The following is a 14201-nucleotide window of genomic DNA, read 5'->3' as shown; positions in this document are numbered from 1 at the left end:
CGGGCGGACATGCCAGGGTGTTGGGGTGATCGTTAGTGTCGGAATCGACGTGGTGCTCGTCGAGCGGTTCGCCGCCGCGGTGGCACGCACCCCGAATTTCGCGGAGCGTCTGTTCACCGACGCGGAGCGTGTCAACCAGGACGGCCACCCGCGCCCGGCGGACTCGCTGGCCGCCCGGTTCGCGGCGAAAGAGGCCGTCGCGAAGGCACTCGGCGCTCCCCGCGGGCTGCAGTGGCACGACTGCGAAATCGTTCCGGACGCCGCCGGGCGTCCGTGGCTGGAAGTCAAGGGCACGGTCGCCGAAGCCGCGGCGAAAGCGGGCATCGACCGCTGGCACCTGTCCCTGTCCCACGACGGCGGCATAGCCTCGGCGATGGTCGTGGCGGAGGGCTCGTGACCTCCGGCCCCTGCGTCCCCCACCCTGCCGCCCGAAACCGGCCTGAAGACGGTGTTCTCACCGGCGCGTGGTCGGTCGAGGCGATCCGGGCCGCCGAACGCGAGGCGATGGCGCACGTCCCGCCGGGTGGGCTCATGCGACGAGCCGCCGCCGGGTTGGCCCGGCGATGCGTCGACGTGCTCGACCGCGTCTACGGCGCACCCGTCGTGCTGCTGGTCGGCAAAGGCGACAACGGCGGGGACGCGCTCTACGCCGGTGCCGCGCTGGCCCGCCGCGGTGCAGTGGTGCGAGCGGTCGCCGGAGTCCAGGACGAACGCGTCCACCGGGCGGGTCTGACGGCGCTGCGCGCGGCCGGCGGCCGGCTCGTCGAGCTGGAGGACGTCCGCGAGCGCCCGGCCGTCGTCGTCGACGGGCTGCTCGGCATCGGTGGCCGGGGCGGTCTGCGTCCGGACGCGGCACGGCTCGCCACGGCCGCCGACGAGTGGCGCGCACAGGGGTCGATCGTCATCGCCGTCGACCTGCCCAGCGGCGTCGACGCGGACACCGGTGAAGTGGCCGGTGCGGCGATCACCGCCGACATCACCGTCGCGTTCGGGAGCCTCAAGGCCGGTCTCCTGGTGGGCGAGGGTGCCGTCCGGGCGGGGCTGGTGGAGCTCGTCGACATCGGGTTGAGCTTTCCGGGCGCACCGCTGGCCCGGCTGGTGACGGCTGAAGCGGTCGCCCGGTGGTGGCCTCGCCCCGGCCCGTCCGACGACAAGTACACCCGCGGTGTCGTCGGTATCGCGGCCGGTTCGGAGCAGTACCCGGGTGCCGCGATCCTCTGCACGGGCGGGGCGCTCTCCGGGCCGTCCGGCTACGTCCGGTACGCCGGTGCGGCCCGCGATGCGGTCCGCACCGCCCACCCCGAGGTCGTCTCCGCGCAATCGGTGGCCGACGCCGGTCGGGTGCAGGCCTGGGTGGTGGGTTCCGGTCTCGGTACCGACGACGACGCGGTGGACGCCGTGCGTCACGTGCTCGGCACCGACCTGCCCGTGCTGCTGGACGCCGACGGCCTGACGATCGTGTCCGAGCACCCGGAGTGGCTGCGGGAACGCACCGCCCCGACCGTGCTCACCCCGCACGACCGCGAGTTCGCGCGGCTCGCGGGTGACGTCGGCCCGGACCGCATCGACGCCGCGCGCCGAGCCGCCCGCGACCTCGGGGTCACCGTCCTGCTCAAGGGCTACCGGACGGTGATCGCAAGCCCGGACGACGCGCCGGTGCACGTCGTCAAAGCGGGTGTGCCGGAGCTCGCGACCGCCGGCACCGGTGACGTCCTCTCCGGAGTGATCGGCTCGCTGTTGGCCGGAGGCCTCGCACCGGCCGACGCCGCGGCCGCGGGGGCGTTCGTGCACGGCACCGCGGGGCGGCTGGCCGCCGAGGCCGGTCCGGTCGTCGCGTCCCGCGTGCTCGACCACCTCCCGACCGCCGTTCGCCGAGTGCTGGGAGAATAAAACGCATGGCGCAAGCGGAAGTGGTGATCGACCTGGACGCGATCCGGGCGAACACCGCACACCTGGCAGAGCGTGCGGCCACGCGGTCCGCGGCGACGATGGCCGTGGTCAAAGCTGACGGGTACGGGCACGGCGCGGTGCCCGCTGCGCGGGCCGCGCTCTCCGGCGGAGCCACGTGGCTCGGCGTCGCCACGGTCACCGAGGCCCTCGAACTCCGCACCGCAGGCTTCGACGCGCCGATGCTCAGCTGGCTCAACGCACCGGGCACCGACTTCACCGCGGCCGTTGCGGCGAACGTGGACCTGGGCGTCCCGAGCATCCGCGTGCTGGACGACGTCGTCACGGCGGCGAAGGCGGCCGGACGAGCGGCCCGCGTGCACCTGAAGGTCGACACCGGACTGGGGCGCTCCGGCGCGACGCCGGCCGACTGGCCCGATCTGCTCACCGCCGCCGCCAAGGCGCAGGCCGAGGGCACTGTCGAGGCGGTCGGCGTCTGGAGCCACTTCGCCTGCGCCGACGAGCCGGGGCACCCGTCGATCGCCGCGCAGATCGCCACGTTCCAGCAGGGACTCGAGACCGCCGAGAAGCACGGCATCAACCCGCAGATCAGGCACATGGCCAACTCCGCGGCCACTCTGACGCTGCCGGACGCGTACTTCGACCTGGTCCGGCCCGGTGTGTCGATCTACGGCCTCTCGCCGAATCCGCAGCAGATCCGGACGGCGCTGCGCCCGGCGATGACACTGCGCGGCGAGGTCCTGATCGCCAAACGGGTCCCCGAAGGGCACGGCGTTTCCTACGGGCACACGTACCACACCAGGGCGGAAACGACGCTGGCCGTGATCCCGCTCGGTTACGCCGACGGCATCCCGCGGCACGCGAGCAACAAGGCTCCGGTGCTCCTCGGCGGAAAACGCCGGACGATCGCCGGGCGCGTGTGCATGGACCAGTTCGTCCTCGACGTGGGCGACGACCCGGTGTCCGACGGTGACGAGGCGATCCTGTTCGCACCCGACGGACCCACCGCCGACGACTGGGCCGAAGTCGTCGGGACGATCAACTACGAGATCGTGACACGAATCGGTGCACGTGTTCCGCGCCGGTACATCGGGGCGGGGGCATAGCGGTGGGATTGGCGAAGGGCGCGTTCGGCCTCGCCGGGGCGCTGGTCGGTTCGATGGCCGCCGGCGCGGCGGCCGGAGTCGCCGCGGAACGGTTCGCGACCCGCCGCCGCCGACGCATCGGTGATCCGTACGCCGACGAGCCGTTCGGCGCGCTGCCCTACGACAGCGCGCAGATCGTCACCGCGGACGGCGTCGACCTGTACGTGGAAGTGGTCGAGGCGGACGGCGAGCCGGATCTCACAGTGGTCTTCGTGCACGGGTTCGCCCTCGACATGGGCACCTGGCACTTCCAGCGCCGCGTGTTCACCGGCAACGACGACCCCAAGCTGCGGATGGTCTTCTACGACCAGCCCGGCCACGGGCACTCCGGGCCGCGCCCCGACGGCGACTACACGATCGACCAGCTGGCCGATTCGCTCGCCGAGGTCATCACGAAGATCGCACCCGACGGGCCGCTGGTGCTGGCCGGGCACTCGATGGGCGGCATGACGCTGATGGCGCTCGCCGAGCGTCATCCCGGTCTGGTGCTCGACCGGGTCGTCGGCGCCGCGCTGATCTCCACGTCCGCGGGGCACCTCGACGACGTCGCGCTCGGGTTCCCGCCGATCGTGGCCTGGCTACGCGGCGCGCTGACGCCCACGCTGACCAAGGTGCTGCGCTGGCAGCCGATCATGGCCGAGCGTGGCCGCCGTTCGGGCAGCGACCTGGCGTACCTGCTCACCGAGCGGTACGGGTTCGGCACGTCGAACCCCAGCCCGGCGCTGGTCGAGTACGTCGAGCGGATGAACGACGGCACGAAGGTCGAGGTCATCGCCGGCTACCTGAGCACGCTCTCGCAGCACGACCGCTATGCCGCGCTGGAGGCGTTCGCCGACGTCGAGACGCTCGTCGTCTGCGGTGACCGGGACCAGCTGACGCCGGTGGAGCACACGCGGGAGATCGCGAAGCTGCTGCCGGGAGCGGCGCTGCTGGAGATCGCCGACGGCGGTCACTGCACGCTGATGGAGCACGCCGACGCGACGAACGGGGCGCTGGCCGAGCTGTTCCGCCGGGCCGCGCAGGTCGCGGGCGGAGGACGTCCGACCGAGGCGCCGCGCCGCACCGAGGTCGCGGCCGCGAGGCAGCGCCGCGGCTGGGCGCGCCGGGCCGGCGAACAGCAGCGGCGTGCGTTGGATCGAATTTTGCGCCGAAAGGGTGCCTGATGGAACTGAAGACCCCGGAGGACACCCGGGACCTCGGCCGGTCACTTGCCCCGCTGCTGCGGGCCGGTGACCTGATCGTGCTCGTCGGCCCGCTCGGCGCCGGAAAGACCCAGCTCACGCAGGGGATCGGTGCCGGTCTCGGCGTCCGTGGCGCGGTCACCAGCCCGACGTTCGTGATCTCGCGCATCCACCCCGGTGGTCGGCTCCCGCTCGTCCATGCCGACGCCTACCGGCTGGGCGACGTCGCCGAGGTCGACGATCTCGATTTGGACGCCGACGTCGACGCCGCCGTGACGGTGGTGGAGTGGGGCGCCGGACTCGTCGAGCAGCTCACCGACGCTTACCTGGAGATCCGGCTCGACCGCGACGACGACTCCGACGTGCGCACCGCGATTCTGGTGCCGCACGGCGGCGACTGGCCCGAGCGGCTACGCGCGCTCGGTGAGCAGCCGGAACGTCGGTAGCGAACCGATCAGCCCCGCGGCCCACGCGAGCACGAACACCCAGCTGGCCGACGTCTGCGCGACGATCGCCCCGGCGAGCGCAGCGCCGGTGGAGCTGCCGACGAGGAACGCGGTGATCAGCCAGGCGAACGCCTCGGTCACCGTGCCCTCGGGTGCGAGTCGGTCGATGACGAGGAACGTCAGCGTCAGCAGCGGAGGCAGGAACAGACCGCTGACCAGCGTCAGGGCGAGCGCGAGCGGGAACACCCAGGATGCAGTCGGCAGGAACGCCAGCGGCAGGTAGCCGAAGCCCAGCGCGACGAGCAGCCAGGGCAGCACCCGGCCGGGGGAGTAGCGGTGCGAGCGTCCGGAGAACCACACACCGCCGATCAGCGCGCCGCCCGCGTTCGCCGCGACCAGCCACGTCGTCCAGCCGCGGTCGCCGGACGCCTCGCTGAACGCCGCCGCGGCCACCGGGAACGTTCCGATCGCGAGCCCGGCCAGCAGAAGGCCGAGGTAGAGGCGGCGGAGCCGCGCCGGACGCAGCGCACCGGCCCAGTGACGTTCACCGACCTGCACCGGACGCCACTCGCGGGACTCCGGTGCCGCCGCGAACCAGAGCGCGCCGAGGAGCCCGATCGCCGCGGCCGCGTAGAGGCCACCGGCGGGGCCGAACGTGTTGGCCAGTAGCACCAACAGCGGCCCGGCGACGAAGACCAGCTCCTGGGCGGCGGCGTCCAGGGCGTAGATCCGGGGCACGTCGGGCCCCGAGAGCACGTGGGGCCAGATCGCGCGCAGCCCCGGTTCGAGCGGTGGCGTCGCGGCACCGGCCAGCGCGGCGATGACGATGCCGCCGACGACACCGCAGAACGGCAGCGCGGCCAGACCGAGCGAGCTGATCACACTCCCGCCGACGATGATCCGGGTCTGGCCGGTGCGGTCCATCCAGCGGGCGAGAAACGGCTGGCCGACGGCCCCTCCGGCGGTGTAGGCCGCGGCGAACAGGCCGGCCACCCCGTAGCCGACGTCGCTGCCCCGGCTGAACAGGACGAGCGAGACCGGAACCATCCCGGTCGGTAGGCGTCCGAGCAGGCTGGACGCGAGCAGCCGGGCCACGACGGGCCGCCGCAGCAGTGCGAACGGAGACACGTGGCCGAAGTATGCCGCACCGGTGCGCAACCGTTGCGACAGGGCTGCGGCCTGGGGAAACCCTCTGCGATTGGCTGGTGGCGGTGGCACGATCGAGGGACGTCGTCGCTGCCGCCGCCCGGAGGTCCCCCTTGCCCCTCTCCGTCGCCTCGATCCTCGCCGAGACCGCCGCGCGGCGTCCGGACCACCCCGCGTTGGTTCTGGGCGATCTCCGGTTGCCGTACGCCGCGGTCTGGGACCAGGCCAAGCGCTATGCCGCCGTGCTCAGAGCCCAGGGTGTCGGCCCCGGTGACCGCGTCTCGATCCTCATCCCGAACACGCCGCACTTCGTCTTCGCGTACTACGGCGCGGCGGCGCTGGGCGCGGTAGTGGTGCCGGTGCACGCGCTGCTGCGTGCCGAGGAGATCGAGTACGTCCTCAAGGACTCCGGCTCGAAGCTGTTCGTCTGCGCCGGCCCGCTGCTGGGTGAGGGTGCGAAGGGCGCCGAGCTGGCCGGAGTGCCGCTGTTCACAGTGCTCAGTGCCGACACGGAGGCTCCCCGCCTCGACGAGCTCGCCCAGCAGGCCGAGCCGATCGCCACCTACGAGCAGGCCGAGCCCGACGACGTCGCGGTGATCCTCTACACGTCGGGCACCACCGGAAAGCCCAAGGGCGCGATGTTGACGCACCTCAACATCGTGATGAACGTCGACACGAGCGTGATCTCGTCGTTCGACACCACGCCCGACGACGTCGTCCTCGGCTGTCTGCCGCTGTTCCACTCGTTCGGCCAGACCGTCTCGTTGAACGTGACGTTCCGCGCCGGCGGCACGCTCGTGCTGATGCCGCGCTTCGACGGCCCCGGCGCTCTCGCGCTGATGCTGAAGGAGAAGGTCACCAACTTCATCGCGGTGCCGACGATGTACATCGCGCTGCTCGACGCGTTGCGCGACGCGGAATCGGACGACAAGCCGCCGCTGCGCCTCGCGATCTCGGGTGGGGCGTCCCTGCCGCTGGCCGTCCTCGAGCAGTTCGAGCAGGTCTTCGAGATCCCGGTCTACGAGGGTTACGGCCTCACCGAGACCTCGCCGGTCGCGACGTTCAACCAGAAGGACTGGCCGACGAAACCGGGCACTGTGGGCCGCCCGATCTGGGGTGTCGACGCGGAGATCGCGCGGCCGGAGATCGAGGAGCGGATCGAGTTCCTGCCCACCGGTGAGCTGGGCGAGATCGTCATCCGCGGCCACAACATCATGAAGGGCTACCTCAACCGGCCGGAGGCCACCGCCGAGGCCATCGTCGACCGCTGGTTCCGCACCGGTGACCTCGGCACCAAGGACGAGGACGGCTACATCACGATCGTCGACCGCAAGAAGGACATGGTCCTGCGCGGCGGGTTCAACGTGTACCCGCGCGAGGTCGAGGAAGTGCTCATGCGCCATCCCGACGTCGCACAGGTCGCCGTGATCGCGGTGCCGCACGCCACGCACGGTGAGGAGGTCTGCGCGGTGATCGTCCCGAACCCTGGGGCGTCACCCGACAAGGAGCAGATCATCGGCTGGGCGAAGACGCACCTGGCCGGCCACAAGTACCCACGGATCATCGAGTTCGTGGACTCGTTCCCGCTGGGGCCGTCGGGCAAGGTGCTCAAGCGGGAGCTGAAGACGCAGTTCCAGGGCTAGGCCCTGTTTAAAACAGGGCCTAGGCACCGCGAACGCCGCCGACCAGGGGTTTAGTCGGCGGCGTTCGTTGTGTGCGTTGATGGTGCAGGCGCCCGGGGCCGCAGGGGTGGATGGTTGCCGATCCGTGATCGAAGAGTGACCCACCCCCGGCCGACCGTCCGAGGCGACCGTCAGTCGATCGTCAGGTTGTTCAAGACGTATTCGCAGCCGGTCTGGATCTGCGACTCCTGGTCGGCCCACTGGCAGCGGACCTGGATCTCCTTGGTCTTGTTGAACATGAAGTAGCTGTAGGCCTTCGCCGTGCCGAAGTCGAACGTGTAGAAGTAGCCCTTGTACCCGTTGTAGGTGACGTTCTTCCGGGTCGAGGGGTCCTGTCCGATCCGCTTCACGAGGCCGTCGAACTCGGTCTCCAGCTGCGAGTCGCTGATCGTGCTGGTGTCAGCGGGGAGCGTGTACGAGTCGAGGATCACGAAGTCGTTGGCCTCGTTGGCCGAGGTCGCCAGCGCAGCGGTGTACTCGCTGCTCGCGCCCGTCGTCTCCGAGCTCGGCGCCTTGACCTCCTGGAAGCCCTCCGGGAGCCGGGTGGTGAACGGCGCACCGGCCGGGGCCACCTCGGGACGGCTGGTGTCGACCGACGGGCCGGTGCTCGGTGCCGCCGAGGACGCGCCCTGCGTGGGCAGCGTCGTCGTGGACGGGGCACTCGGCGTCTTGCCGTCGGCGGTGTCGTTGCCGCTGTCGCTCTTGGTGACCAGCCACCCACCGATGCTGCACACCGCGATGATGACGACGACCACCGCGACGATGCCACCGACGATGACGCCGGTGTTCTTCTTCTTGGGCGGGGTGGGCGGCGGGAAGCCGCCCGGAGCGCCGTACGCGCCTTGGGGCTGGGCGTACGGGTCGGCGCCGTAGGCCCCCGCGCTCGGATTGCCGTAGGCCCCCGCGCTGGGGTTCGCGTACGGGTCGTTCGGCGCGTACGGGTCGTTGGGTAACGGCGCGGTCGGGTTCATCGGCGGCTGCCCGTAGGGGCCACCGGAGCCGGGCTGGCCGTACGGGGCACCGGAGCCGGGCTGGCCGTAGGGAGCGCCGGAGCCGGGCTGGTCGTACGGGGAGCCCGAGGACGGCTGGTTGTACGGCGAACCCGAGGCGGGCGGCTGGCCGTAGGGGTTGGCCGGCTGACCGTACGGGTCGGACGGCTGCCCGCCATAGGGCTGGTTCGGGTCGTAGCTCACTGCCTGTTCCGTTCTCTCCGTATAGGTCCAGCGCGGCGTAATGCACGCTAGGTGGAGCGGGAGAGCCAGACAACCATGCTCGGACGCTTCACCGCACTACTAGCGTGACCAGTGTGACTACGGGATGTTCCGTATCTCCTGGTTCGGGCGCCCCGTGATCGGTCGTCAGGGCTCACCAGCCCTGACTTGTGTCCAGCTTCCTGCGCGGATGACGCTTTAGCTGTGCTGATGCCGACGCAAACACTGTCGCGTACCGGACACAGTCGTGCCACAGGTGGGTACGCGTCAACACCGTATGACCGCAGTTCAGGGGTCAGATGATCGTCAGAGTGCGAGCAGTCCGTCGCAGCCGCGCTGGACGTCGTCCCGGCGATCCGCCCACCGGCAGAGCACCTGCACCATGGTCGTCCCTTTGAAGACGAAGTAGCTGTACGCGTGCGCGCTGCCGTACCTGAACTCGTACCGGTAGGCCGAGTAGCCGTGCACCGACGTGGACTGGCCGGTGGTCGGGTCGTGCCCCAGCTCCTTGACGCCCGTGTCGATCTGCTTGCGCAGCGCGTCCTCTCACCTCGGGTGACAACACGAACATCCTGCTCACCGGCTCGTCGACGCTGCCCTTCGACACCGGGACGCTCTCCGGCTCGATCGTCTGCCGAGCCTGGGGAGTCCTGCTGACCACCGGACTCGCGGACGGGCTGGAGCTCGGTCCTGGCGAAGCAGCCCGGCGGCGGCCCAAGCGCGCTGTGTCGGCTCCACTACGCACCGCGCCGTGAACACGATCCGCAGCGCAACGCCTAGGCTTGCCGCGTGCTTGTTCTGCTAGTCGATACGGCCACGGCGGCCGTCACCGTCGGCGTCGTCGAGATCACCGCCCCCACCGCGATCACGGTCCGCGCCCAGCAGGTCGTCGTGGACGCCCGGCGGCACGGCGAGACGCTCGCCCCGAGCATCACCGCGGCGCTGTCCGATGCCGGTGCGTCCGCCGGTGACCTGGCGGCGGTCGTGGCCGGGGTAGGTCCCGGTCCGTTCACGGGTCTCCGTGTCGGTCTGGTGACCGCTGCGTCCCTGTCCGACGCCCTGGGCATACCGGCGTACCCGGTCTGTTCGCTCGACGGTCTCGCCGGGCCAGGGCGTCCCCTGCTCGTTGCCACCGACGCCCGGCGCCGCGAGGTGTACTGGGCCACCTACGACGCCACCGGGGCACGCGTTCACGGGCCCGACGTCGCCAAACCGGCGCACCTGCGCGAGCGCCTCGACGCCGGTGAGCTGGGAGCGGGCCTGACCGCTGTCGGCAGCGGCGCGGCGCTCTACGCCGAGCAGCTCGGCCTGCCGGTCGCCGAGCCGCTGTACCCGACCGTCGAAGGTCTGGCGGTGCGCGCCGCCGACCGGGTGCTCGCGAAGGCCCCCGCCGAGCCGCTGACGCCGCTCTACCTGCGGCGCCCCGACGCCGTGGAGCCCGGTACCGCGAAATCGGTGCTGACGTGACCGGAGTGGTGCAGACCGTCACCGCTCCGATGCGCTGGTGGCACATCGAGGCGGTCGGTCCGATCGAACGTGACCTGTTCGGCGACGAGGAATGGTCGCCGGGCATGTTCTGGTCCGAACTGGCCCAGGCCGACACCCGCTGGTACCGCGTGGCGCTCGAGGGCGACGACGTGGTCGGGTACGCCGGGCTGTGCGTCTACGGCCCCGACGACACGTGGGTGCAGAACATCGCGGTCCGCCGTGACCGGCAGGGGCACGGCCTGGGCGCGCGGCTGCTCGACGAACTGCTCGCCGAGGCGGTGCGACGCCACGCCCGGCAGGTGCTGCTCGAGGTCCGGGCCGACAACGGCCCGGCCCAGCGGCTCTACGCCCGCCGCGGTTTCGAGGCCATCGGCCTGCGCCGCGGCTACTACCAACCGAGCGGCGCCGACGCGATCGTGATGCGTCTGGACGCACCAGGGGAGAACGCATGACCAGCGAGCCGTTGGTGCTCGGCATCGAGACGTCCTGCGACGAAACCGGCGTCGGCATCGTCCGCGGCTACGACCTGCTGGCCGACGCCGTCGCGTCGAGCGTCGATCAGCATGCGCGGTTCGGTGGCGTGGTGCCCGAGGTGGCGAGCCGCGCGCACCTGGAAGCGATGGTGCCCACCGTGCACCGGGCGCTCGCCGACGCGAACGTGACGCTCGCCGACGTGGACGCGATAGCGGTCACCGCGGGTCCGGGCCTTGCCGGGGCGCTGCTGGTCGGCGTCGCGGCCGCCAAGGCGTACGCGGTGGCCCTGAACAAGCCGCTGTACGGCGTCAACCACCTCGCCGCGCACGTCGCCGTCGACACGCTGGAGCACGGGCCGCTGCCCGAACCGGCGATCGCGATGCTCGTGTCCGGTGGGCACTCCTCGCTGCTGCTGGTCGACGACCTCACCGGTGACGTCGAAGCGCTCGGCGCCACGATCGACGACGCGGCCGGCGAAGCGTTCGACAAGGTCGCCCGGGTGCTCGGCCTGCCGTTCCCTGGCGGGCCGCCGATCGACAAAGCGGCCCGCGAGGGCGACGCGGCGGCGATCGCGTTCCCGCGTGGGCTCACCGGTCCGCGCGACTACGCCGAGCACCGGTTCGACTTCTCGTTCTCCGGCCTGAAGACCGCTGTCGCGCGGTGGATCGAGACCCGGCAGCGCTCCGGCGAGCCGGTCCCGGTGGCCGACGTCGCGGCGTCGTTCCAGGAGGCCGTGGCCGACGTGCTCACCGCGAAGGCGATCGACGCGTGCAAGCAGCACGGGGTGGAGACGCTGCTGATCGGCGGGGGAGTCGCGGCGAACTCGCGGTTGCGGTCCCTGGCCGCGGATCGGTGCGCGGCGAACGGCATCCAGCTGCGCGTGCCGCATCCGAAGCTGTGCACCGACAACGGCGCGATGGTCGCCGCGCTCGGATCGCGGCTGGTGGCGGCCGGGGTCGCGCCGTCGCCGCTCGACCTGCCCGCCGACTCGTCCCTCCCCGTCACCGAGGTCGTGATGTCCGCGCACGAAGTGGGGGCGCCCCGATGATCGTGCGGATGGTCGAGATGGCAGCGCATCCCGAGGCCCACCAGGATCTCGTCGACTGGGCCTGTGCGGTGGCGGTGCCCGAGCTCGAGCGGAAGATGGGGCACGTCAGTTCCGAGGTCTTCACGTCGGCCGACAACCGGCTCGTGGTGATCTCGCGGTGGCGGTCGGAGCCGGTAGCGCTGGCCGACCCGCCGAACCACTGGCTCCGACGAGAGGCGCACTCATGGGACTTCAGTCCGGTAGACCGGTAGTTCTCGACGTCGACACCGGCGTCGACGACGCGCTGGCGTTGTTGCTCGCGGTGAACTCACCGGACCTCGACCTGCGTGGCGTCACGTGCGTGGCCGGGAACACCGGACTGGAGCCGGTCGTCCAGAACACGCTGCGGGTGCTCGACGTGGCCGGGGCGCCGCTGGACCTCCCGGTCGCGGCCGGTGCGCGGCGTCCGCTGTTGGACCCGCCGCACATCGCGGAGCCTGCTGCCACGCAGACCGCGGAACACGTCCACGGTGCCGACGGTCTCGCCGACCTCGGGCTCCCGGAGTCCACCCGTCCCCTCGACCGGCGTCCCGCGGTCCAACTGCTGCGTGACCTGCTGCTCGGGTCGGACACCCCGGTCACGCTGGTGCCGCTCGCACCGATGACGAACATCGCGCTGCTCCTGCGCACCTACCCCGAGGTGCAGGAGAAGATCGAGCGGATCGTGCTGATGGGCGGTGCGGTGAACGGCGGGAACGTCACCGCGGCGGCGGAGTTCAACGTCTTCGCCGACCCGGAGGCGGCCGCTGTCGTGTTCGGCGCGGACGTCCCGATCACGATGTACGGGCTCGACGTCTTCTACTCGGTGCGCGTGTCCGAGACGGAGGCCACCGCGATGGCCGCGTCCGACGTGCCGTCCGCGCGGCTGGCCGGTCAACTGTTGCTGTTCCGGATGAACGGTGAGCTGGGGTCGGCCGAGATCGGTGACGCCGGGGCGGTCGCGGCGGTGATCGCGCCCGACGGCCTGACCACCGAGGCGCTGCCGGTACGCGTCGAGCTCGAGGGTCGGTACACCCGCGGGTGCACGGTCGTCGACCGGCGCGCGGAGAGCGACAAGGACTGGGATCCGCACCGTGGTTTCCCGGCGCCGGTGCTGGACGTCGCCCTCGGCGTCGACGCCATCCGCTACGCGAAGCTGTTCGTGGAGACCGTCAGCTGAGAGCAGATCAGGGCGATCGGCGCGCCGGACACTCGGGTGAGGACGAGCGTCGCCGCGTTCGGGCCGTTGAGCTTGAGCTGCGGTCGGAGCTGCTCGGGGGTCACCGCGGTGCCGCGTTTCTTGATCTCCAGGCGTCCGACGCCCCTTCGCGCCAACTCGGCGCGGAGTCGTTTGACGCCGAACGGGAGCACGTCCTCGACGCGGTAGCCCCGGGCGAACGGGGTGGTGTGCGGTGAATCGGTCGTGAGGTACGCGATCGCCGGATCGAGCAACCGACCCTCGATCCGGTCCGCCAGCTCCGCGACCAGATGCGCCCGAATCACCGCCCCATCCGGGTCGTAGACGTAGTCCCCGATCTCCCCGACCGAAGCCTCCCGCTCCCCGGATCCGGTGATCTCGCCCGCAGCGGGCGCGCCGCCGGCACCGGACGCGGCGGGACTGCTCGCGCCGGACAGCAGTGTCGCTCGGCGGGGCGATTCGGCGAGGGGGCCGAACCAGAGGGCGGCTTCGAGCACGTCGCCGCGCTCGGACACCCACTCCGCCTCCGCGCCGGGCGGAATCCGATCGTGATCGAGCCCCGGCGCGACCTTCACGACGGTCCGGGGGATCCGCGCGGCCACCGACAGCAGGAACGACCACGGCGGCGAATACGCATCCGGATCGAACACCCGCCGCCCACCCGCCCGGCGCGCCGGATCGAGAAACGCGGCGTCGTACCCGTCGAGCTCCACCGACGTCGCGTCGGCACAGATCACCCGCGCCCGGTCGGCGAACCCCAACGCAGCCACGTTCGCGGCCGCCACCGCCGCGGTCACCGGATCCCGCTCCACTCCGGTCACGTCCAGCCCGGCGCGGGCCAGCGCGATCAGGTCCGATCCGGCTCCGCAGCCCAGATCGACGACCCGACGCGCACCGCTACGGGCCAGCCGCGACGCCCGTCGCCCGGCCACGCTCGATCGGGTGGCCTGCTCCACGGCGTCATCAGTGAACAACATGACGGCCGCATCGGACCCGAGCTTGACCGCGGCGGAGCGGCGTAGCCGCTGCTGGGTGAGCGCGAGCGAGACCAGGTGCGGGTCGTGTCCGGCGGCCCGCAACCGGGTGGCCGACGCGAGCGGATCACCCTGCGTCGCGGCGCCGGACAGCGCGGCCACACCTGCCGCCGAACGCAGCGCCTCGACGTCCGAAATCTCCACGGAAGAAGATTCTCCTCCGTTGAACCGACGCGGGTTCAACGGAGTGATGGCAGAGAGGTCGGTGGCGAGCGACGGTGC

At 71.6% G+C, this 14201-nt stretch carries 15 protein-coding genes; 11 read left to right on the top strand and 4 right to left on the bottom strand.

Going from position 1 to position 14201, the window contains the following annotated elements; all coding sequences use genetic code 11:
- Positions 1–25: 25 nt before the first annotated feature.
- From ACGFY5_RS30445 to tsaE, 5 genes are all read left to right on the top strand, one after another.
- Complete coding sequence (locus tag ACGFY5_RS30445) at positions 26–397, top strand: holo-ACP synthase (protein WP_392725128.1); 372 nt, start codon at positions 26–28, stop codon at positions 395–397.
- Between the two features lie 107 nt (positions 398–504).
- Positions 505–1890, top strand: coding sequence for an NAD(P)H-hydrate dehydratase (locus tag ACGFY5_RS30440; protein WP_392726347.1), 1386 nt, complete (start codon positions 505–507; stop codon positions 1888–1890).
- A 5-nt stretch (positions 1891–1895) separates the two neighbouring features.
- Positions 1896–3014 carry an alanine racemase gene (gene alr, locus ACGFY5_RS30435; RefSeq protein WP_392725126.1) on the top strand — a complete coding sequence of 373 codons (1119 nt, stop codon included), beginning with the start codon at positions 1896–1898 and terminating at the stop codon, positions 3012–3014.
- A gap of 2 nt (positions 3015–3016) precedes the next feature.
- Positions 3017–4216, top strand: a complete 1200-nt coding sequence (locus ACGFY5_RS30430; protein ID WP_392725124.1) for an alpha/beta fold hydrolase — start codon at positions 3017–3019, stop codon at positions 4214–4216.
- Entirely contained in the window at positions 4216–4680 is a 465-nt protein-coding gene (tsaE, locus tag ACGFY5_RS30425; protein WP_392725122.1) for a tRNA (adenosine(37)-N6)-threonylcarbamoyltransferase complex ATPase subunit type 1 TsaE, read from the top strand. The genes ACGFY5_RS30430 and tsaE overlap by 1 nt, the downstream gene beginning before the upstream one ends.
- Here the strand turns inward: tsaE and ACGFY5_RS30420 are convergent.
- Positions 4645–5808: an MFS transporter gene (locus tag ACGFY5_RS30420; protein ID WP_392725121.1), complete on the bottom strand. Its 1164-nt coding sequence runs from the start codon at positions 5806–5808 to the stop codon at positions 4645–4647. The two genes, tsaE and ACGFY5_RS30420, sit on opposite strands and share 36 nt — an antisense overlap.
- Before the next feature lie 131 nt (positions 5809–5939).
- Here ACGFY5_RS30420 and ACGFY5_RS30415 point away from each other — a divergent pair, with 131 nt between their 5' ends.
- A complete protein-coding gene (locus tag ACGFY5_RS30415) occupies positions 5940–7469 on the top strand; it encodes a long-chain fatty acid--CoA ligase (RefSeq protein ID WP_392725120.1) in 1530 nt (509 codons plus the stop codon).
- Positions 7470–7639: 170 nt separating this feature from the next.
- On the opposite strand, the gene ACGFY5_RS30410 is transcribed toward ACGFY5_RS30415, so the two are convergent.
- Together ACGFY5_RS30410 and ACGFY5_RS30405 are read right to left on the bottom strand one after the other, a co-directional pair.
- Positions 7640–8701: a hypothetical protein gene (locus ACGFY5_RS30410; protein WP_392725119.1), complete on the bottom strand. Its 1062-nt coding sequence runs from the start codon at positions 8699–8701 to the stop codon at positions 7640–7642.
- A gap of 324 nt (positions 8702–9025) precedes the next feature.
- Positions 9026–9187, bottom strand: coding sequence for a hypothetical protein (locus ACGFY5_RS30405; RefSeq protein ID WP_392725118.1), 162 nt, complete (start codon positions 9185–9187; stop codon positions 9026–9028).
- Between the two features lie 321 nt (positions 9188–9508).
- Between ACGFY5_RS30405 and tsaB the strand changes: the two genes are divergently transcribed.
- The 5 genes from tsaB to ACGFY5_RS30380 are packed head-to-tail and all read left to right on the top strand — an operon-like array spanning position 9509 to position 12927.
- Entirely contained in the window at positions 9509–10186 is a 678-nt protein-coding gene (gene tsaB, locus ACGFY5_RS30400) for a tRNA (adenosine(37)-N6)-threonylcarbamoyltransferase complex dimerization subunit type 1 TsaB (protein ID WP_392725116.1), read from the top strand.
- Between the two features lie 29 nt (positions 10187–10215).
- Positions 10216–10659, top strand: coding sequence for a ribosomal protein S18-alanine N-acetyltransferase (rimI, locus tag ACGFY5_RS30395; protein ID WP_392726344.1), 444 nt, complete (start codon positions 10216–10218; stop codon positions 10657–10659).
- A complete protein-coding gene (gene tsaD, locus ACGFY5_RS30390) occupies positions 10656–11729 on the top strand; it encodes a tRNA (adenosine(37)-N6)-threonylcarbamoyltransferase complex transferase subunit TsaD (RefSeq protein ID WP_392725115.1) in 1074 nt (357 codons plus the stop codon). The genes rimI and tsaD overlap by 4 nt, the downstream gene beginning before the upstream one ends.
- On the top strand, positions 11726–11980 hold the full coding sequence (locus ACGFY5_RS30385; RefSeq protein WP_392725113.1) for an antibiotic biosynthesis monooxygenase: 255 nt from the start codon (positions 11726–11728) through the stop codon (positions 11978–11980). Before tsaD ends, ACGFY5_RS30385 begins: the two co-directional genes overlap by 4 nt.
- Positions 11953–12927: a nucleoside hydrolase gene (locus ACGFY5_RS30380; RefSeq protein ID WP_392725111.1), complete on the top strand. Its 975-nt coding sequence runs from the start codon at positions 11953–11955 to the stop codon at positions 12925–12927. The genes ACGFY5_RS30385 and ACGFY5_RS30380 overlap by 28 nt, the downstream gene beginning before the upstream one ends.
- On the opposite strand, the gene ACGFY5_RS30375 is transcribed toward ACGFY5_RS30380, so the two are convergent.
- Positions 12894–14123: a methyltransferase domain-containing protein gene (locus ACGFY5_RS30375; protein WP_392725110.1), complete on the bottom strand. Its 1230-nt coding sequence runs from the start codon at positions 14121–14123 to the stop codon at positions 12894–12896. The genes ACGFY5_RS30380 and ACGFY5_RS30375 overlap by 34 nt on opposite strands.
- Positions 14124–14201: the final 78 nt, after the last annotated feature.

The organism is Cryptosporangium sp. NPDC048952 (assembly GCF_043197895.1).
Taxonomy (GTDB): domain Bacteria; phylum Actinomycetota; class Actinomycetes; order Mycobacteriales; family Cryptosporangiaceae; genus Cryptosporangium.
The sequence above is the reverse complement of the archived record's forward strand: the minus strand, read 5'-3'. Positions and strand labels throughout refer to the sequence as shown.

Coding starts and splice junctions, on each gene's coding strand:
- ACGFY5_RS30440 (WP_392726347.1), top strand. CDS start 505: ATGGCGCACGTCCCGCCGGGTGGGCTCATGCGACGAGCCGCCGCCGGG.
- alr (WP_392725126.1), top strand. CDS start 1,896: ATGGCGCAAGCGGAAGTGGTGATCGACCTGGACGCGATCCGGGCGAAC.
- tsaE (WP_392725122.1), top strand. CDS start 4,216: ATGGAACTGAAGACCCCGGAGGACACCCGGGACCTCGGCCGGTCACTT.
- rimI (WP_392726344.1), top strand. CDS start 10,216: ATGCGCTGGTGGCACATCGAGGCGGTCGGTCCGATCGAACGTGACCTG.
- tsaD (WP_392725115.1), top strand. CDS start 10,656: ATGACCAGCGAGCCGTTGGTGCTCGGCATCGAGACGTCCTGCGACGAA.
- ACGFY5_RS30385 (WP_392725113.1), top strand. CDS start 11,726: ATGATCGTGCGGATGGTCGAGATGGCAGCGCATCCCGAGGCCCACCAG.
- ACGFY5_RS30380 (WP_392725111.1), top strand. CDS start 11,953: ATGGGACTTCAGTCCGGTAGACCGGTAGTTCTCGACGTCGACACCGGC.